This window comes from Prochlorococcus sp. MIT 1306, from assembly GCF_047304515.1.
Lineage (GTDB): Bacteria > Cyanobacteriota > Cyanobacteriia > PCC-6307 > Cyanobiaceae > Prochlorococcus > Prochlorococcus marinus_D.
Window position 1 is genome coordinate 1 of sequence record NZ_CP138959.1, and the last position, 18,685, is coordinate 18,685.

The 18,685-nt window shown below is 52.0% G+C and carries 14 protein-coding genes, 2 tRNA genes and 3 rRNA genes; 9 read left to right on the top strand and 10 right to left on the bottom strand.

Translation table 11 applies throughout. The features are described from left to right. Positions 1-614 precede the first annotated feature (614 nt). From SIB74_RS00005 to SIB74_RS00040, 8 genes are all read left to right on the top strand, one after another. Positions 615-2,099 (top strand): 16S ribosomal RNA (locus tag SIB74_RS00005). A gap of 184 nt (positions 2,100-2,283) precedes the next feature. Beyond that, a tRNA-Ile gene (locus SIB74_RS00010) sits at positions 2,284-2,357 on the top strand. 9 nt (positions 2,358-2,366) lie between these two features. Then, a tRNA-Ala gene (locus SIB74_RS00015) sits at positions 2,367-2,439 on the top strand. Positions 2,440-2,929: 490 nt separating this feature from the next. Further along, positions 2,930-5,806: ribosomal RNA gene (locus tag SIB74_RS00020) — 23S ribosomal RNA — on the top strand. 107 nt (positions 5,807-5,913) lie between these two features. Beyond that, positions 5,914-6,030 (top strand): 5S ribosomal RNA (rrf, locus tag SIB74_RS00025). The 16S, 23S and 5S rRNA genes sit together here with 2 tRNA genes alongside, the layout of an rRNA operon. A gap of 178 nt (positions 6,031-6,208) precedes the next feature. Beyond that, complete coding sequence (locus SIB74_RS00030) at positions 6,209-7,153, top strand: YihY/virulence factor BrkB family protein (protein ID WP_063395300.1); 945 nt, start codon at positions 6,209-6,211, stop codon at positions 7,151-7,153. A gap of 60 nt (positions 7,154-7,213) precedes the next feature. After that, on the top strand, positions 7,214-7,450 hold the full coding sequence (locus SIB74_RS00035) for a hypothetical protein (protein ID WP_011131012.1): 237 nt from the start codon (positions 7,214-7,216) through the stop codon (positions 7,448-7,450). 1 nt (position 7,451) lies between these two features. After that, positions 7,452-7,808: a hypothetical protein gene (locus SIB74_RS00040; RefSeq protein ID WP_063395299.1), complete on the top strand. Its 357-nt coding sequence runs from the start codon at positions 7,452-7,454 to the stop codon at positions 7,806-7,808. 105 nt (positions 7,809-7,913) lie between these two features. Here SIB74_RS00040 and SIB74_RS00045 read toward each other — a convergent pair whose 3' ends face one another. The 8 genes from SIB74_RS00045 to SIB74_RS00080 form a co-directional block, all read right to left on the bottom strand. Next, positions 7,914-8,273, bottom strand: a complete 360-nt coding sequence (locus tag SIB74_RS00045; RefSeq protein WP_011131010.1) for a DUF2834 domain-containing protein — start codon at positions 8,271-8,273, stop codon at positions 7,914-7,916. Between the two features lie 1,198 nt (positions 8,274-9,471). After that, positions 9,472-9,804 (bottom strand): exodeoxyribonuclease VII small subunit, encoded by a 333-nt coding sequence (xseB, locus tag SIB74_RS00050; RefSeq protein ID WP_063395296.1) that lies wholly within the window; start codon positions 9,802-9,804, stop codon positions 9,472-9,474. Continuing rightward, positions 9,801-10,958, bottom strand: coding sequence for an exodeoxyribonuclease VII large subunit (gene xseA, locus SIB74_RS00055; protein WP_063395295.1), 1,158 nt, complete (start codon positions 10,956-10,958; stop codon positions 9,801-9,803). The genes xseB and xseA overlap by 4 nt, the downstream gene beginning before the upstream one ends. Then, on the bottom strand, positions 10,948-11,133 hold the full coding sequence (locus SIB74_RS00060; RefSeq protein WP_041374662.1) for a hypothetical protein: 186 nt from the start codon (positions 11,131-11,133) through the stop codon (positions 10,948-10,950). Before SIB74_RS00060 ends, xseA begins: the two co-directional genes overlap by 11 nt. A gap of 116 nt (positions 11,134-11,249) precedes the next feature. After that, the gene (locus tag SIB74_RS00065; RefSeq protein WP_011824923.1) at positions 11,250-11,396 is read right to left on the bottom strand and encodes a high light inducible protein; all 147 of its coding nucleotides are present in this window, start codon (positions 11,394-11,396) and stop codon (positions 11,250-11,252) included. A 108-nt stretch (positions 11,397-11,504) separates the two neighbouring features. Continuing rightward, positions 11,505-14,063, bottom strand: a complete 2,559-nt coding sequence (gene hrpB / locus SIB74_RS00070; protein WP_063395294.1) for an ATP-dependent helicase HrpB — start codon at positions 14,061-14,063, stop codon at positions 11,505-11,507. 212 nt (positions 14,064-14,275) lie between these two features. Then, positions 14,276-14,659, bottom strand: a complete 384-nt coding sequence (locus tag SIB74_RS00075; RefSeq protein ID WP_036911765.1) for a hypothetical protein — start codon at positions 14,657-14,659, stop codon at positions 14,276-14,278. A 57-nt stretch (positions 14,660-14,716) separates the two neighbouring features. Next, a complete protein-coding gene (locus SIB74_RS00080) occupies positions 14,717-14,992 on the bottom strand; it encodes a DUF2973 domain-containing protein (protein ID WP_036911701.1) in 276 nt (91 codons plus the stop codon). Between the two features lie 330 nt (positions 14,993-15,322). On the opposite strand from SIB74_RS00080, the gene SIB74_RS00085 reads away from it, so the two are divergent. Then, positions 15,323-16,510: a trypsin-like peptidase domain-containing protein gene (locus SIB74_RS00085; RefSeq protein ID WP_063395292.1), complete on the top strand. Its 1,188-nt coding sequence runs from the start codon at positions 15,323-15,325 to the stop codon at positions 16,508-16,510. Between the two features lie 124 nt (positions 16,511-16,634). On the opposite strand, the gene SIB74_RS00090 is transcribed toward SIB74_RS00085, so the two are convergent. Next, positions 16,635-16,823 (bottom strand): hypothetical protein, encoded by a 189-nt coding sequence (locus SIB74_RS00090; RefSeq protein WP_074159112.1) that lies wholly within the window; start codon positions 16,821-16,823, stop codon positions 16,635-16,637. Positions 16,824-16,939: 116 nt separating this feature from the next. After that, positions 16,940-18,664, bottom strand: coding sequence for an ATP-binding cassette domain-containing protein (locus SIB74_RS00095; protein WP_063395290.1), 1,725 nt, complete (start codon positions 18,662-18,664; stop codon positions 16,940-16,942). Between the last annotated feature and the right edge of the window lie 21 nt (positions 18,665-18,685).

Below are 18,685 nucleotides of genomic sequence, written 5' to 3' on the forward strand. Positions count from 1 at the left end.
GGATTGAGAAAAGATTGCGTACGGGGTATGAAATGGGCTATGTTTTTGGACTGCGCGAAGGGCTGAGCCCTGTAGCGCAGGCCACGCGATGCTGATGGCGAAAGCTCGAGGTGTCAGTGGGCGCTTACAAGATCAGAGGAGCGATCCGCTGGTGTTGTAGGTTTTAGAAGCGATCGCAAGATCGCAGCGCCTGACACTCCTTACAAGGGAGTGGAGGAGCAGAACCTGGACAACTTAAGAGTTTAGGAACTGACGCTTTTGTCGCGTTTAGGCCCTATGAGCAGCGATCAAAAGCTGATCAAAAGGTTTGAGCAGATATGCGACGAGAGTGTGAGGTCCCGTCAAAAGAAATGAGTTGCAGAAACCTGTTACAGCATCAATTTTTGCTTTCACGGGCGAGGATTGATGTCAAAGGTGTGACAGGTGAAAGCAACGACCGGATCTGAGATCCTGGAAAGTCACAGAAGGAAGAGATTCTGAAGTGCACTCTTGTAATCCTTCTGTCAGAGGAAGGGGGCAACAACTGCTTGTCGTACGCCAGTGCGAATGAGTGGGTGAAGCAAATCAGACTGAGTGATGAGCCTGTAAGGGTTGATTGCGAGAGGGTTTGATCTACTACGGAGAGTTTGATCCTGGCTCAGGATGAACGCTGGCGGCGTGCTTAACACATGCAAGTCGAACGAACCTTCGGGTTAGTGGCGGACGGGTGAGTAACGCGTGGGAATCTGCCCTCAGGAGGGGGATAACGGTTGGAAACGGCCGCTAATACCCCATATGCCGAGAGGTGAAATGAATTTCGCCTGAGGATGAGCCCGCGTCTGATTAGCTAGTTGGTGAGGTAATGGCTCACCAAGGCATCGATCAGTAGCTGGTCTGAGAGGATGATCAGCCACACTGGGACTGAGACACGGCCCAGACTCCTACGGGAGGCAGCAGTGGGGAATTTTCCGCAATGGGCGCAAGCCTGACGGAGCAACGCCGCGTGAGGGATGAAGGCCTCTGGGCTGTAAACCTCTTTTCTCAAGGAAGAAGATCTGACGGTACTTGAGGAATAAGCCACGGCTAATTCCGTGCCAGCAGCCGCGGTAATACGGGAGTGGCAAGCGTTATCCGGAATTATTGGGCGTAAAGCGTCCGCAGGCGGCTTTTCAAGTCTGCTGTTAAAGCGTGGAGCTTAACTCCATCAAGGCAGTGGAAACTGATTGGCTTGAGTGTGGTAGGGGCAGAGGGAATTCCCGGTGTAGCGGTGAAATGCGTAGATATCGGGAAGAACACCAGTGGCGAAGGCGCTCTGCTGGGCCATAACTGACGCTCATGGACGAAAGCCAGGGGAGCGAAAGGGATTAGATACCCCTGTAGTCCTGGCCGTAAACGATGAACACTAGGTGTCGGGGGAATCGACCCCCTCGGTGTCGTAGCCAACGCGTTAAGTGTTCCGCCTGGGGAGTACGCACGCAAGTGTGAAACTCAAAGGAATTGACGGGGGCCCGCACAAGCGGTGGAGTATGTGGTTTAATTCGATGCAACGCGAAGAACCTTACCAGGGTTTGACATCCTGCGAATCTCTTGGAAACGAGAGAGTGCCTTTGGGAACGCAGTGACAGGTGGTGCATGGCTGTCGTCAGCTCGTGTCGTGAGATGTTGGGTTAAGTCCCGCAACGAGCGCAACCCACGTTTTTAGTTGCCAGCATTTAGTTGGGCACTCTAGAGAGACCGCCGGTGATAAACCGGAGGAAGGTGTGGATGACGTCAAGTCATCATGCCCCTTACATCCTGGGCTACACACGTACTACAATGCTACGGACAAAGGGCAGCAAGTTCGCGAGGACAAGCAAATCCCATAAACCGTGGCTCAGTTCAGATCGTAGGCTGCAACTCGCCTACGTGAAGAAGGAATCGCTAGTAATCGCAGGTCAGCATACTGCGGTGAATACGTTCCCGGGCCTTGTACACACCGCCCGTCACACCATGGAAGTTGGCCACGCCCGAAGTCGTTACTCCAACCCTTGTGGAGGAGGACGCCGAAGGTGGGGCTGATGACTGGGGTGAAGTCGTAACAAGGTATCCGTACCGGAAGGTGCGGATGGATCACCTCCTAACAGGGAGACAACACAATGATTTTGATGTCTGAGTATTTTAATTCTTAGGCCGAAATCCTGTCACCTTAGGTCGATCGGTACCTCAAGTTGAGAATCAAAGAAAAGCTGAGTCATCAGCTTGGAGATTGATGATTGATTTTAGTTCCTAAACTTGTCTAGGTCACACCCCGCAAGGGTTACTCCTGGGCCATTAGCTCAGGTGGTTAGAGCGCACCCCTGATAAGGGTGAGGTCCCTGGTTCAAGTCCAGGATGGCCCATTCGGTGTTGGGGGTTTAGCTCAGTTGGTAGAGCGCCTGCTTTGCAAGCAGGATGTCAGCGGTTCGAGTCCGCTAACCTCCACTGACTGATCTCCTACAACGAGCCAATGGTGAGAACCGTTGTGTGATGTGATTTAGAATTTAAGTTTGCTGGAAGACCCTAGCTTCTTATCATTCCAGGCCTCAATCAATTGAGGTTAGGTTGATAGGACGCTGGGCTCACTGTAATTCGCAAGAATTGCAGAGATGTTCAGCAGAACCTTGACAACTGCATAGGTAAGTCTGGAAAGAATAAAGCATCTCATGGATGCATGATTCTTGGGAATCAGCTAATGCAATCTACGCGAGTAGAGAGCTGAGGTTGATGAACGAGAATGATGTTTGATTCTTGAGTCAAGAGCCGAGACTCTATAGCGTTCTTTCGATGTCATCGAGGCATCGAGAGTTTGATTGGTCATTCAAACCATCTTCAATGACAAACAATTCAGTTTAACTGGAGAAGTTTGAGATTGCAGCCAGGTGAATTGCTAAGAATACGTATTCAACTACGTGAAGCGTTATAGAGATTAATTGGTCAAGCTACAAAGGGCTCATGGTGGATACCTTGGCACACAGAGGCGATGAAGGACGTAGTTACCTGCGATAAGTCTCGGGGAGCTGGACACACGCTTTGATCCGGGAATTTCCGAATGGGGCAACCCCTAGTACGGCCAGCTGAATCCATAGGCTGGTGCGAGCCAACCCAGCGAACTGAAACATCTTAGTAGCTGGAGGAAAGGAAAGTAAAAACGACTCCCTAAGTAGCGGCGAGCGAACGGGGAAGAGCCTAAACCGATGGTTTCGACCATCGGGGTTGTGGGACAGCAATGTGTATCAGGGATGTTAGGAGAAGTGTTTGAATGGCACACCACAGAGGGTGAAAGTCCCGTAACCGAAAACTGAACTGAACTAGCTGTATCCCGAGTAGCACGGAGCACGTGAAATTCCGTGTGAATCCGCGAGGACCACCTCGTAAGGCTAAGTACTACTGTGTGACCGATAGCGCAACAGTACCGCGAGGGAAAGGTGAAAAGAACCCCGGGAGGGGAGTGAAATAGAACATGAAACCATGAGCCTACAAGCAATGGGAGCCCGACTAAATCGGGTGACCGTGTGCCTGTTGAAGAATGAGCCGGCGACTTATAGGCACTGGCAGGTTAAACCGGAAATGGTGGAGCCATAGCGAAAGCGAGTCTGAATAGGGCGATCGTCAGTGTTTATAGACCCGAACCCGGGTGATCTAACCATGGCCAGGATGAAGCTTGGGTGATACCAAGTGGAGGTCCGAACCGACTGATGTTGAAAAATCAGCGGATGAGCTGTGGTTAGGGGTGAAATGCCAATCGAACCCGGAGCTAGCTGGTTCTCCCCGAAATACGTTGAGGCGTAGCGTCTAGTGCTCCAGCAGGGGGGTAAAGCCACCATTTCGGTGCGGGCTGCGAGAGCGGTACCTAATCGAGATGAACTCTGAATACCCTGTGTGTAACTAGGCAGTCAGACTGTGGGGGATAAGCTCCATGGTCGAAAGGGAAACAGCCCAGACCGCCAGCTAAGGTCCCCAAATCAACACTAAGTGATAAAGGAGGTGGGATTGCCCAGACAACCAGGAGGTTTGCCTAGAAGCAGCCATCCTCAAAGGAGTGCGTAATAGCTCACTGGTCGAGCGATCCTGCGCCGAAAATGAACGGGGCTAAGTGTTGTACCGAAGCTGCGGATTTAACTTGTTAAATGGTAGGGGAGCGTTCTATGTGGGGCGAAGCGTTAGCGTAAGCGGGCGTGGACTGCATAGAAGTGAGAATGTCGGCTTGAGTAGCGAAAACATGGGTGAGAATCCCATGCCCCGAAACCCTAAGGGTTCCTCCGGCAGGCTCGTCCGCGGAGGGTTAGTCTGGACCTAAGGCGAGGCCGAAAGGCGTAGTCGATGGATAACAGGTCAACATTCCTGTACCGGTTATGTTTTGGGAAGGGGGACGGAGAAGGCTAGCCAAGCCAGATGTTGGTTACTGGTTTAAGCGTTCGAGGCGTTGAGGAGCGGAGAAAACGTTCTGAGCTAAGGCGTGAATACGAGCTGCTACGGCAGCGAAGTTGGTGATGTCATGCTTCCAAGAAAAGCCCTATACCCGTTAAGGCATAACTGCCAGTACCCGAAACCGACACAGGTAGGGTGGTAGAGAATACTGAGGGGCGCGAGATAACTCTCTCTAAGGAACTCGGCAAAATGGCCCCGTAACTTCGGGAGAAGGGGTGCCAGCGAGAGCTGGTCGCAGTGAAGAGGCCCAGGCGACTGTTTACCAAAAACACAGGTCTCCGCTAAGTCGCAAGACGATGTATGGGGGCTGACGCCTGCCCAGTGCCGGAAGGTTAAGGAAGCCGGTCAGCGTAAGCGAAGCTGGCGACTGAAGCCCCGGTGAACGGCGGCCGTAACTATAACGGTCCTAAGGTAGCGAAATTCCTTGTCGGGTAAGTTCCGACCCGCACGAAAGGCGTAACGATCTGGGCGCTGTCTCGGAGAGAGGCTCGGCGAAATAGAATTGTCTGTGAAGATGCGGACTACGTACACCCGGACAGAAAGACCCTATGAAGCTTTACTGTAGCTTGGTATTGTGCCCGGGCTCTGAATGCGCAGGATAGGTGGGAGACGTTGAAGTAGTGCTCGTGGGTGCTACTGAGTCAATGGTGAGATACCACTCTTTCAGAGCTAGGGTTCTAACGTTCACCCGTTATCCGGGGAGCGGACAGTATCAGGTGGGCAGTTTGACTGGGGCGGTCGCCTCCTAAAAGGTAACGGAGGCGCGCAAAGGTTCCCTCAGGCTGGTTGGAAATCAGTCGACGAGTGCAAAGGCAGAAGGGAGCTTGACTGTGAGACCTACAAGTCGAACAGGGACGAAAGTCGGCCTTAGTGATCCGACGGTTCTGAGTGGAAGGGCCGTCGCTCAACGGATAAAAGTTACTCTAGGGATAACAGGCTGATCTCCCCCAAGAGTTCACATCGACGGGGAGGTTTGGCACCTCGATGTCGGCTCATCGCAACCTGGGGCTGAAGTCGGTCCCAAGGGTTGGGCTGTTCGCCCATTAAAGCGGTACGCGAGCTGGGTTCAGAACGTCGTGAGACAGTTCGGTCCATATCCGGTGTACGCGCAGGAACATTGAGAGGATTTCTCCCTAGTACGAGAGGACCGGGAGGAACGCACCTCTGGTGTACCAGTTATCGTGCCAACGGTAAACGCTGGGTAGCCATGTGCGGAGTGGATAACCGCTGAAAGCATCTAAGTGGGAAGCCCACCTCAAGATGAGTGTTCCCATGGCATAAGCCAGTAAGGTCACGGGAAGAACACCCGTTGATAGGCTCTACGTGGAAGTCCAGTAATGGATGCAGCGGAGGAGTACTAATAGACCGAGGGCTTGACCATCCATTTGGTTCTTGCCCGAGAAACAAGTTTTATTCAATTCAGAGCATCATTCGCAAGGATGATGACCTATGCAGTTCTCAAGGTTCACTCCTTGGGAATGATTTTATCCTGGTGTTCATGGCGATGTGGAACCACTCCGATCCATCTCGAACTCGGTTGTGAAACGCATCAGCGGCGACGATATTTTGGGGGTAGCCCTCTGAGAAAATAGCTCAATGCCAGGTAAAACATTTCCTTATGTAGATCATCAATCTTGCGAAAGAGTTGTTGATTTACCAAGAAAAAGCCACCCGCAGGGGTGGCTTTTTTGATGTGCAAGTCAGTGTGATTTTTAAAGAAGATAATCAAATAGACACCAGAGGTCTTTGATTGGCTGGCGCTAGCGTTATTAGCAGTAGATGAATGCCAAGCGTGGAGCTTCGTTGGAAACGTTGGGCTAGATGGTTGGTCGCAAGTTTGTGGCGGGCTTACCTTCGCTGGATGCGTTGTGATTGTGTAGATCTTAGTGCTGCTTTTGCTTATTACACGTTGCAGTCATTTTTCCCAATTCTGTTGATCTCGCTGTCTGTGGCCTCTTGGTTTCTTGGCCGTCAGCATGGTCTTGATCAGCAAATTGTTGACTTTACTGCGCAGGTGCTCCCACCTTCTGTTGTTGGTTTGGTGGAATCAACATTGGTGAAACTTGTCAAACAAGGCTTTGGGGCAGGATTGCTCGGAGCTGTGTTTCTGATGGTGACTGCTGGTAACGCCTATTTAACTTTGCAGCGTGGTGCTGATCGTCTTTGGCGAGACCTGTTGCCCCTGCCTTCAACACCTGCACCATTTGTTGTTCAGCTAACCCGCTTCCTGCGTGCTCGAATTGAGGCTTTTGTGGTCGTAATCCTGGTCGGGCTGCTTGTTGTTGTTGATCAGATCAGCGTCAATGTACGCATGATCCCAGGTGCTGTTTGGGATGAGCTGATTAGCACGACACCATGGCTTGCCGCTTTGTTGTCTCGAGTGCCTGTGCTTCAGGTAGGTCAGTTCGTTGTGCCATTACTTGGCCTCTCTGGGATGGCGTTGTTGTTGCAGGCTTTGCTACCTAGTAGACGTGTCCCACTTAGGCCTCTTGTGCCTGGGTCTTTTTTGATTGGTACGCTTTTGACGATCCTCAACCTGGTCGTTAGCCGAAGCATTCTTTCGCTGGGCACGCGTTATCAGGCTTATGGCTTCATCGGTGGTGTTTTGGTGCTCACCTTTTGGGTTTGGATGGTCGGTGTGATCCTTTACTTTGGGCAGTGCTGGAGCGTGGTCCTTGCCAGTAGGAGTCGGCATCAATGGGGAGAACCGAACCCGCTAAAAAGCTGATTTCACAACGTCTTCAGTCAGCATAAAATTGATTTTTAATTGATTGTTGTGCCTTCTCTGATGCGAGCACGCTCTGCCCGGTTACCGCCGGCCTTTGCAGGCATGGCTCTATTGAGTATGGCGATAGGTGCGGTTGTGCTGATTACAGGTCTTACTCTTTTGGCCGTGCCTGTCATGCTGCTGATCGGATTTGTGGTAGCCCTGGTTGCCGGAGTCTTTTTTGGAAGCTGGGCTTTGATCGAAGTCTTAGCAGCCTTGGAGTCTTGGATGGAGCGGGACGCCCGCTTCCAGCGTTGAAATGGCCAGGCCTTCTCCTCTGATTTGGTTGGCCCTTCTGCTGATCTTGCTGTTGCCCACCGCAGCCGGGCGGATTTTGCTTGATCTCGCTGGTGGGTTAATGCTTGTCGCTTTGGTCTTACCGTTTTTGCTAGCTGGCTTTGGTTGGTTGGGTTGGCGTGTTCTTCAGTCCCGCATGGTGACTTGTCAGGCTTGTGGATTGCGCACTTTTGGCGGCTCTGATCAGTGTCCTGTCTGTGGTGCAGGGCTGTCTGATACTTCAGAGTTAGGTGATTTTAAAGATGATGGAGAGATTTCTACCCCTGCTAGTGCGGCCACAATTGATATTACGGCTGAAGATGCTGGTTCAGAGGGGTGATGATCTTTAGACACTAATCAGTGTGTTTATCCGCTCCTATTGAGGAGCGTATTTTTGTTGGATAAGAGGTTGAAAAAATCAATTAGAGCTATCAACAGTGTATTTCTAGTTCTCAGCATGATTTGCCATTTCTTGTAGCCGACGTTCACGCAGGAAGAGAAATAATGGTGCGGCAAATGCAAAGGCAATTGTGATGCTACTTAAAAGCACGATCCACAGGTGTCGCATTTGAAGTCGTCGACTCTCTACAACGATCCAGATGGTTATAGCACTAGCACCTATGATCAGATCTCGGGATAAAGATTGAGCTGCAGGATTTGCATTCGATAGTGCTACAAATAAGCTGATATCAAAGTCTGGACCGTATTGCTGCATAAAGTCGATGTTGGCTAGTGTAGGAAGGATCGCTCCAGTGATTGCTAGGATCAAGTAGACCCATTGCAGCAAACTATTTGGTGCTTTCATGCCACTCGTGATGTGATAGTTGCAACGCTAGTGAAGAAGCCATGTGAAATCAATGATTAGTTGTATATGTATGATTTCTGGTCTGAGTGTCGCCAGTGCCTTCATAGAGGCGAACTGCTGTTCAATGCGCTGGGCCTGAAGAACAAGTGGCAAAGTCTTGGAAATATCTTTTTTGCTTTGCTTGAGCAGTGCCCAAAGATACTCACTCATTACCTTGACAAATAGTGGCCACAATGTATGACTTTGAAGTGGTTAGAGCTGCTTGTTGTTTTGGAGTTTCAATCAAGTTAGGGTAGATGCTTTTTGTTAATTGTATTTATGGAATTGAAGTTGGCACTTACATTATATGGCTCGAGTTGAATTTTGGCGGAAAGATTCTCTTGGTCCATGATTTTTCAGCGTAAACAGATGACTTTCAATGATTACAGATGTCTGTTCTCCATAGCCAAGCTCAAAGCGAATGCTGCCTCATGATTATGTTTTTAGGTGGCGTTGCCAATCAAAGCAGAGATCGAATTTTTTGATTTTCAGTCGTCGTTAACGAGAGGCATGAAGTTGTTTATTTAAAGGCCTAAGCTTGAGGGCTGGCTGATGAGCGGTAAATCGATGAAGCAGGCAATTGCTGAGAGAACAGCAGAGATGATCAGCGATCGAGTGGCGAATGTTGTACGGCCACTATTCCTTTGTAAGTCGAAGGCCTTGTTATTTGGAAATAACGGTTGGCAACACCAACCTGCTACGAGTGCTACAAATGGCCAACTGATAAAGGTCAAGAGTATGTAGTTGAGAAACATGCCCATTGATTTGCTTCAGCTGAAACCATTGTAGCGATCCTTTAAAGGTGCTATTGATTTTGACATTTAAGAATTTTTGAGGGAAATAATTTTGAGCACAATTTTCTTTATAGAATCTGTTTCTTGCTAGGTGCAAACAGCATCATTACGTCTGACTCTCTAGGTTTTATATGGATCAGTTGCTTTGAAGATAAGAGAGGGCGCTGGCATACTATTCGCTCGCTTGATGAATAGCTCTAAAGGGTAATATTGTGGCTGTTGAATCAGCTCCATTGGGTCGTGGATGGACCAGAATTTATAAGGTAAAATTCTTGGGAGGTCGCAATAGACTTGTAAGTTCTTTGGGCCAGTAGGCTCCAGAAAATTGGAGTCAAGACTGGTCTAAAGTGTAAACCTCTGTTGAATTATGTGTCTGAATCAGGCTTTAGGTTGCTCGCATCGAGCTGCAGCACGCTTTGCTCGACGGTATTAAGCAGTGCTTCACAGTGCTCAAGGTAGACCTTCCCTTGTAAGTAGTGTCTTTGGAGTTCTTCTACTGGAACGCTGTCATTCTGTAATTGAGTAAGGAGTAAATCGAGCGCTTGTAGAGATTCTTCGTAGCTGAGTGATTTCGCATCTTGGCGCCATTCTTTCAGCATGCTATCTAGCGTTGATTGCGCAGTATTGATGGCATGCTTTTGCTGTTGAGAGCCGGAATCTCTCGGCGTCTTCTCAGATGATGAAGTGGCTTTTATCATGTCGAGGGCCTTTGCTGATTAATTTCTTCTGCGCTGGCATTGATCTGGCCATCACTGAGTTGGATGGTCAAATTGTCCAGCCGAGATACATCACCCACGCTTCGCAGAGTTTTGCCTTGCTTGTTCTTCACGATGGCAAAACCGCGCATCAACCAGAGTTCTGGTGATAGAGCTTGGAGGAGCTGATGCTTCTGGCTTAAGTGAATGCGCTGAAGCTCTATCTGTTTCAGCGGTTGTTGATACTCCAACGCTTTGCCTCGATCTACAAGCCGCTCACGTTCTTTGCGAATGAGCCAATTGCAGTGGTCTTTAAGTCGATGACGGCGTTGCATCAGCACATTTTGAGCTGACTCCCGACTGGGCAACAGTGCCACCATCGCTGCTGTTGGCGTCGCGGCTCTATGGTCAGCAACCAGATCAGCCACTGTTTGGTCATCCTCATGCCCTAGTCCAGTCACCACCGGTATTGGGAAACTGGCCAGGTCACGGCACAGGTCTTCATCATCAAACACCATCAGGTCTTCACGACTGCCACCTCCTCTGGCCAGCACGATCGCTGCAATCCCCAGCTCATCATGCTGATTAGCCAGAGAACGTAAAACGGATTGGATTTGTTTTGCTACACCACCTTGGACTGGAATTGGAATGATCAGCAATTGAGTTAGAGGCCAGCGCTCTTTTGCTGTACGCAGCATGTCTGCTAGGGCGGAACTGGGCACGCTGGTCAAGATGGCTACAACCTCTGGATATTTTGGTAACGCTTTCCGTTTCGATTCGTCGATGATGCCCTCTTTCAGTAGCAGGGCTTTCACAATTTCGAACTGACGCAGCACCGTCGATAGGGACGGACGCAGGTCTATGACCTGCACGGCCAGGCTTGCTCGGGTTGCCCAGAAGTTGAGCTTGCCGACAACCGTTACCCCATCCCCTTCTGCAGGCCTGTAGGTGAGTTGCTGCAGCTTGGAAGCCCAAGCCACTGCCGTGATACTTGCGTTGCCGTCAGTCAGAGTTAGCCAGAGATGACCTTTTTTAATCTGTGGCTTGGAGACTGACGCTTCCACCAGAAAGCGAGGTGCAAAGCCACGTTCCAGCAGAGTGCCAATAGCCGCGTTGAGATCGCGGACTGAATAGTTTGGAAGGGATTCAGCGGTCAAGGCGTCGATAGGCCATGCCCCAGTAGAGGCAGATCACGACGCTAAGCGCAGCAACAGCTTGCCCCCAGGCATGATCCAGTTGGGTGGATGCGATTGTGAAAATCACCAGGGCGCTGCTCAGCAGCCTTGCGCCATCGCGACGGTTGTTGACGAAGAGTGGGGGCAAGTTAATCACTCCAACGTTTCTCTACTGTGGACCATCGTTATTGCAGGGCGCGCTTTACGCAAACTTTGTCGATTTACAGTGATCACCTCATATGGCTGCTACTGCTTGAAGGGTTGCAATGAGATTCAGCCAAGGCCCATCTGAGAGAGAATGCTTTGGCCGGTCAGAAGTTCGGTGCTGAGGCCGATGACGACGCCCATCATGGCGAGACGGCCGTTCCAGGTTTCTGCGAAGTTAACGAAGCCGAAACGGGGCTGAGTTTTGTCGGCCATTTGCAACTCCAAGATCTCATCAATGTAACAAAGCATGGAGATGGCTTGACCGTCTCCATCGCAATAGATTGGCATTTTTTAGGTAACTTTTTCCTTGTATTTATCTCGTCAGGCCATGTGCTTTTTGATGCGGGCGGTTGCTTGGGCTTCTCGCGGGTTCTCTGGCCAGGGATGTTTCGGGTAGCGACCGCGCATTTCACGGCGCACGTCCTGATAGCTATCACTCCAGAAGCCTGCTAGATCTCTTGTGAGCTGCAGAGTACGCCCTGCTGGAGAGAGCAGTTCAAGGGTCACGGGAAGCTTGCCATTGATCAGTTTTGGACCGTCTTCGCAGCCAAACATTTCTTGAAGCTTCACCGATAATTTCACCTCTCCATCGCCATAGTTGAGTACAGCAGACCGACCAGAGGGAATGGTTAGTTGGTTTGGCAGCAGGATGTCTAGTGTCTGGCGCATCTTCCAGGGGAGCTCTCCCCAGAGAGCTTCTATGAGCCCTTCTTCACCCAGCTCATCCAAGCTATGGCAACCCAACAGCGGTTGATTGAGCCATGAACTTGGCTGATGGCCAAGGAATTTCAGGTCGCGAGGTGGCCAGGGGGTGCCTAGGTGGCGGTGGGCGAGTTCCAGGCGTGCACGCAGTTGTTGGCTGCGACGGCCCCAGGGGAGTTGTCCTAGACCCTGATGGCACAAGACATCGAGCAGGATCTTGCGGCAGTGTTCTGGTTCGGGTTGTGGCAGGCGTTTCCTTTGGATTAGTAGTTCGCCGATCTTCAACAGTCGCTCTGCTCGTATTCGCGAGCTTTTTGCATCCCAGCTCACTGATTCACTCCATTCCCCATCTGTCTGGCTCAGGGTCTCTACCCATTGCATCGAGAGGGGGATTGCGAGCTGGATGAGTGTGTTGGCCTGGCCAAGATCCACCCTTGCAACTGCTAGGGCAGGAGAAGATCTGAGAGGGTCATGCTGGCGGAGAATGGCGCCGCGTCCTTGTCGCAATCGATAGTGTCCGGCTTTCCCTGGTCGTTCCAAGGCCAACCATTCCGGGAAGGCTGTGGCAATTAGTTGTGCAGCGAGGTCATGTTCTGAGAGGTCTTTATTTGCTTGTTTGCTGTATTGACCGTCTTGCTTAATGGTCTTGAGCTGACCAAGCAGCCTTTGACTGAGACGGCGCATCTGTTGATGGCCTTGTCTGGCAGATCGATGAATGTCTCGCTCGTCCTGACGTAACCAATCCAGACGAGTCCTCAGGTCTGAGCCAACCTGATGGCTGTTGAGGGGATCTCGATCACCAAGTAAAGCGGCTAGTTCGGCTCCCAGGGCTTCGCAACCCCATTCTTTGGCTTGGAGCAACAGGATCCCTAGCCTGGGGTGTATGCCTAGTTTGCAGAGATGGCGGCCTAGCGTTGTGATTCGTCCGTCATGGTTGAGGGCGTTCAGATTGATCAGCTGTTGCCTTCCCTTCTGCAACGCTGATTGAGGTGGGGGGTCGATCCATGGCAGGGTTTCTCCTAAGCCAGCGCCCCAGGTCGCTAGCTCAAGCACCACGGGCATGGGATCGGCAACAAGTATTTCTGGAGCTGCATGTTCGGGCTTGCGCAGTTGTTCTGCTAGAGACCAAAGTCGAACGCATTGGCCTGGACCTTGGCGTCCGGCTCGCCCTTGGCGTTGATTGGCGCTTGCCAGGCTGGATGGCACTGTCTCAAGCCCCTCCATGCCAGTGTTGGGGTCAAAGCGACTTTGCCGACTTAGGCCGCTGTCGATGACCAGTCGAACCCCTTCGAGGGTGAGTGAGCTCTCCGCGATAGAACTTGCTAAGACGATCTTGCCTATCCAAGGCGATTCAGCCCCCAGCAATGCACGCGCTTGCACATGCAGAGGCTGTTGCCCGTGAAGATAGGCAAGATTCCAATGCGTAAGACTTTCTTGAGCCGCCAGTAGTTCTTGGGTGCGTTTGATCTCACGTTGTCCAGGCAGGAACACCAGCACGGTGGGGCGTGAACTGTTGCGATCGCTTGCTTCGGTGAGAGGTAGGGCATGGGCCTTAATGGCCCGCATCACCTGATGGGGTAACGGTTCGTCTGGGCGGGGTGTCTGATGATGGGTGGCGACGGGGAAGGCTTTCCCCTTGCTCTGTAGCAGGGTTGCTTCTGGTAGGCGATCTTGTAACTCGCCAAGATTGAGAGTTGCAGACATGAGCAGAAGCCGTAGCTCTGGATGGAGCAGCGGTCGGGCTTCAAGCAAAAGGGCCAGGGCGAGGTCGCTGTCTCGCCGTCGTTCGTGAAATTCATCAAAGATCACGCAATCAATGCCGTTTAGGCTTGGATCACTCTGAAGGCGACGTAGAAACAAGCCGTCTGTAATGACCTCTAATTGAGTTCGTTTTGAGCGCAGCTGTTCATGTCGTATAGCGAAGCCCACGCGCTCCCCTAATGGCTCTTTCAAGCTTGCGGCTAGTCGCGAGGCTGCTGCTTTGACAGCTAATCGTCGGGGTTCCAGCATCCAGATTCGGCCTGGAAGAGGGGCGTAACCATCAAGGGCACCTAGAAGCGCAAGCGGAACTCTGGTGGTTTTCCCTGCCCCTGGTGGCGCTTGCAGCAGCACTGTGGCACTTGCAGTAAGGCTGTGGCAGAGCTGCGTTAGCAGCGAGTCGATCGGGAGATCTCCCAAGCTGCAAAGAAAGAGTTAGCTGATCAGATTGAGAAGAGCTAGCAGCATCAGGCTGCTTAGGGCTCCTATTGCAAAGAGAAGCCTTACTAAAGGCGCCGTCGAAAGCCGCAGGCTGCTCATGAAGAAAACCTTAAGAGCCGGAACTGTACTGGTCTAGCCCCTTGTCCCTGTTTGTAGCCCTGGTAGTTCGCAGGGCTTCACATCCTTCACAGTCAGCGCACGTGGCGGGTGCCGTCAACGGGGTGATAGTCCTCGCCTGTGAGTTCTTCGTAAACGATTGCTGGTAGCCCTGTTTCAAACATGGTTTGTAGTGCTTCCTTGAGAAAGGGATTCCATCCCCCGGTGCTTACGTCGCCGTGTCGGACCGTCCAATCCCATGTTCCCTGCAAATCTCTAGGGATGCGTCCTTCCCGGTCGCGCCGAGCCACCAGGTCAAGAGACTCCACCAATCCCACTTGGATCGGCTGTTTGCCGTAAGCAGGGGTGAGGCTTAGTTCAAGCCGAACGGGATCTTCTTTGACCAGCCGCAGTCGAAACCGCGGAGGCAACTTCACTGCTTTGATGACTGCAGCCACGATGCGCGTTCTTTGATCCACCAGGGCTTCCCCAATCGAGTCGAATCCAGTGCCGGCCTTTGACACTGGTTCTCTAATTTATTCAGCAGGAGTTTCTGTTGACTGGGGTGGCTCGTTGTCTCCTGAGAAACGAACTGTGAGGAGCTCTTCTTCTGTGAGGCGGCCTTCCTGGTCTAGTAATTCAGGGTGAACGGTCACTAAACCGGTGCGATCACCTTGTGAGTTCTTCCTAATTGGTTGGCTACGTATTGGTTGCTGGGCGGCGCCGAAACCCTTCCCCATCACGCGGAAGGCTTGCCACAGCAGGATCAGGAAGGCAGCGCCGTAAAGGATCGGGAACAAGGAGTTCTCCATGACGTCTTCATGGTTTGCGATAAAGGCGATTGGGTGGTCGCCACGTTGAGTTCATCATTGCTTGCCTTTGAATGATCGTGCTAATCACGAGGCTCTGGCAAAGCTCAGGCCTTTCAAACATCACGAAACTCAGGCAAAGGGCTGGTTAGCGCCCAAGATTTGTTGCAACAGTTCATTCAGTTTGGAGCTTGTTGAGCGGTTCCGTGGGGGAATGAAGCTTCATGAAGACGAGCTCAGGCGTATTTGGTCACAGCTCTGTCAAGGATTGACACTGTTGTTTGAGACAGCTCTGTCTACGGTCAAAGTCATCAATTGATTGTCTTTTGGCCAATGTCTGCGTTGCTTGAGGAATCCTCCGCAGAGTTGCGGTTATCCAGCCAATCTTCAGGTTTGAGCAGGGTTTTCCGTGGTGGTCTTCTGCTTGGCACTGGATTGGTTTGTCTGCCTGTGTTGTCGGGACTTTCCCCTCAACCGCTGCAGGCGGCATCAGCTGCGACAGCCTTATCCCGGCAGTCGTTTGTAGCGGATGCGGTGGCTCGCAGCGGCCCTGCTGTGGTGACTCTTGAGACGAGTCGGACGGTCCGTTCTATGGGCATGGCTGGTCTGCCTCAGGGACTGTTAGCAGACCCGCTGTTCCAACATTTCTTTGGTTTACCTGGCAGGGTCGCTCCCCGCGCGCGGATAGAACGAGGGCAGGGAAGTGGTGTGATTTTTTCGGCGGAAGGATTGGTTCTCACCAATGCTCATGTCGTGGAGAAAACCGATCAGCTGATGGTGGGATTGCCAGATGGTCGAAGGGTGTCTGGGCGACTGGTTGGTCAGGACACGATTACTGATCTGGCTGTAGTGCAGTTGGATGGCTTTGGGCCTTGGCCCACAGCTCCATTGGGAGACTCGGACCAGCTTCGGGTCGGGGATTGGGCCATAGCCGTTGGCAACCCCTTTGGCCTTGAAAATACGGTGACGTTGGGGATCGTCAGCAACCTCAACCGCAACGTCTCTCAGCTAGGGATCTCTGGCAAGCGGTTGGATTTGATTCAGACCGATGCTGCTATCAATCCAGGCAACTCAGGAGGACCGCTGTTGAATTCTGAGGGCAATGTGGTGGGTATCAATACACTCGTTCGCTCTGGGCCAGGCGCTGGGCTGGGTTTTGCTATTCCTATTAATCGGGCCAGGACCATCGCCAAGCAGCTGGTGGAGCGAGGACGGGCCAGTCATCCGATGGTGGGAGTAGGTCTCTCGCCGGTGCCATCTGCTCGTTCTGGGGAAGCCAATTCTCCTGGTGCTGTGATTCGTTCCGTGGTGCCGGGTGGGCCTGCAGCAAGTGCCGGTTTGAAGGTTGATGATGTGATCGTTTCGGTTGAAGGGTTACCGATTGATGGGCCTGCGGAGGTAGTGAGCGCGATTGATCGTCATGGAGTTGGGAGTCCAATCACTCTTGGATTAATCCGGGGCGATAGTCGGATTGAGCTGGCGGTTACACCAGTGGAGCTGACGGCGATGCAGGCACCTTGACCCTGTGATGTGCACTACTTCCCGACTAATCCAGGCTCAGGCTCTACAAAAGCATCTAAGACATCTGCAACCCATGAGCGGGGTAGGGATGCAATCTCATTTTGCTGCTGGGGCTAGAAGCTATTTAGTCGTCAGTGTCTCGCAACTGCTCCACGCAACGGGTGATGCATTCACCGTCATCCAGCGAGCAGGTCGTGATGCATTCGAAGTAGGTCTCAACGGCATCCCAAGTTTGCTCGTGCTCATTGTTTACGTCGCTAGTCGAGTTGGAGATATGAAGGTCTTCTGCACGTTGGGTAGGGACGCTTGTCATTAAGTACACACAGCTGTGAAGTCAGCTTATGCACATATTTGCTGTACTCCAAGGAAAATGAGTCTTCCTGCCTAACCTTCTTTAAAGTTTTCTTGCCAAACGGATAGATTTTGGGTTTAAGCCGCGCCTTTTTTTCTGGCTTGACGCTTTCTTTGGCGATCGCGATTGGCGAGGCGTTTGACTTCTTGTTCTGCCAGGGTCATTGCCGCAGCAGCTGCGGCTTGCTCCTCTGATTTTTTTTCCTGGAAATAAGCGTAGTTGCCTCGGTAAAGGATCAGTTCGCCATCGCGTAATTCCACGATGCGATTGGCTACACGGGAAATGAAGTAGCGATCATGAGAGACCAGCAGGGCAGCGCCTTCGTACGCCTGCAGTGCGTCCTCAAGCATCTGTTTGGCAGGGATGTCGAGGTGGTTGGTTGGCTCGTCTAGCACAAGCAAATTGCAGGGTTGGACCAGCATTAGGGCCAGGGCTAATCGAGCTTTTTCACCACCACTCAGATTGTCGACGTCTTTGAAAACAGCATCATTACTCAAGCAGAAACTGCCGAGTAGAGAGCGCACCTGGGTTTGGGTCCAGTCTGGGACAGCTTCAAACATTGTGTCGATGACAGTTTTCTGCAGGTCCAGAGCTTCTGCTTGGTTTTGTTCGAAATAGCCAGCCATCACGTTGTGTTCTCCCAGGGAGGCCTTGCCGTCATCTGGAGATTCCAAACCCATGATCAGACGCAGCAGAGTTGACTTGCCTGCGCCATTGGGACCAATGAAAGCAATCCGATCGCCGGGTTCCACCTCCAGGTGGGCGCCGAGGAAGAGAATCTTGTCTCCGTAGCTGTGGCTGAGGTCTTCGATCACAGCCACCTGCCGGCCGGATCGTGGAGCGTCTGGGAAGCGAAAGCTGGGGCCGCTGACACTCTTCACTGGAGCTTCGATTCGCTCCACTTTCTCGAGCAGTTTCTCTCGGCTTTTGGCTTGGGTGCTTCGCGTGGCACTTGCCCTGAATCGATCGACATAGGCCTGTTGGGAGGCGAGATCTTTCTGCTGGCGTTCAAACGCAGCTTGAGTTGCTTCCTCTTCGAGTGCCTTCTGCTCAAGATGGGCTGTGTAGTTGCCGAGATAGGTGCGCGAAACGCCTCTCTCAGTAATCACGATTTGGGTACAGATCCGATCGAGGAAAGTCCGGTCGTGGCTGATCACAACCATGGCGGCGGTCTGTTTGATCAGATAGTCCTCCAACCATTGGATGGTGTCCACGTCCAGATGGTTTGTGGGCTCGTCGAGTAGTAGCAGATCAGGATCTTGAAGAAGGATCTTGCCGAGCGCAATTCGCATTTGCCATCCCCCGGAATAGTCCCCTACCCGCTGATCGGCCCCCTCCGATGTGAAGTGGAGTGTTGGCAGTAGTTTTTCGATTCGAGCCTCAAGCTCATAGCCGTGCAGGGCTTCAAAGCGATTCTGGAAACGGCTTAGGTCCTTGATCAGGCTGTCGAGAAAAACGCTGTCTTCTGCAGCCCGCTTTGTAGCCATGGCGGTTTCTATTAGTCGCTGTTGATGGACAACGGCAGCGGCCTCGCCAAAGGCTTGAAAAAGCTCTTCTCGTACTGTGCGGCAGGGATCAACATCAAATTCTTGTTGTAAGTAGGCGATTCGTGGGTTCCCCTGGCGCACAATCTGGCCACTGCTGGCTTCTTCGAGTCCCGCGATTAATTTGAGCTGTGTGGACTTGCCTGCCCCATTGACTCCTACCAGTCCGATGCGGTCTCCGGGCTTGATTTCCCAGGTGACATCCTTGAGGACTTCATGCGTGGGGTAGATCTTGTTGACGTGCTCAAGTCGCAGCACCGAGGGAAAGCAACCACAAGA

Bases quoted from the DNA above. Each gene is read 5' to 3' on its own strand.
- SIB74_RS00090 (WP_074159112.1), bottom strand. From the start codon at position 16,823: ATGACAAGCGTCCCTACCCAACGTGCAGAAGACCTTCATATCTCCAAC.
- SIB74_RS00035 (WP_011131012.1), top strand. From the start codon at position 7,214: ATGCGAGCACGCTCTGCCCGGTTACCGCCGGCCTTTGCAGGCATGGCT.
- SIB74_RS00085 (WP_063395292.1), top strand. From the start codon at position 15,323: ATGTCTGCGTTGCTTGAGGAATCCTCCGCAGAGTTGCGGTTATCCAGC.
- SIB74_RS00045 (WP_011131010.1), bottom strand. From the start codon at position 8,273: ATGAAAGCACCAAATAGTTTGCTGCAATGGGTCTACTTGATCCTAGCA.
- SIB74_RS00065 (WP_011824923.1), bottom strand. From the start codon at position 11,396: ATGGCCGACAAAACTCAGCCCCGTTTCGGCTTCGTTAACTTCGCAGAA.
- xseB (WP_063395296.1), bottom strand. From the start codon at position 9,804: ATGATAAAAGCCACTTCATCATCTGAGAAGACGCCGAGAGATTCCGGC.
- SIB74_RS00040 (WP_063395299.1), top strand. From the start codon at position 7,452: ATGGCCAGGCCTTCTCCTCTGATTTGGTTGGCCCTTCTGCTGATCTTG.
- SIB74_RS00030 (WP_063395300.1), top strand. From the start codon at position 6,209: ATGCCAAGCGTGGAGCTTCGTTGGAAACGTTGGGCTAGATGGTTGGTC.
- SIB74_RS00080 (WP_036911701.1), bottom strand. From the start codon at position 14,992: ATGGAGAACTCCTTGTTCCCGATCCTTTACGGCGCTGCCTTCCTGATC.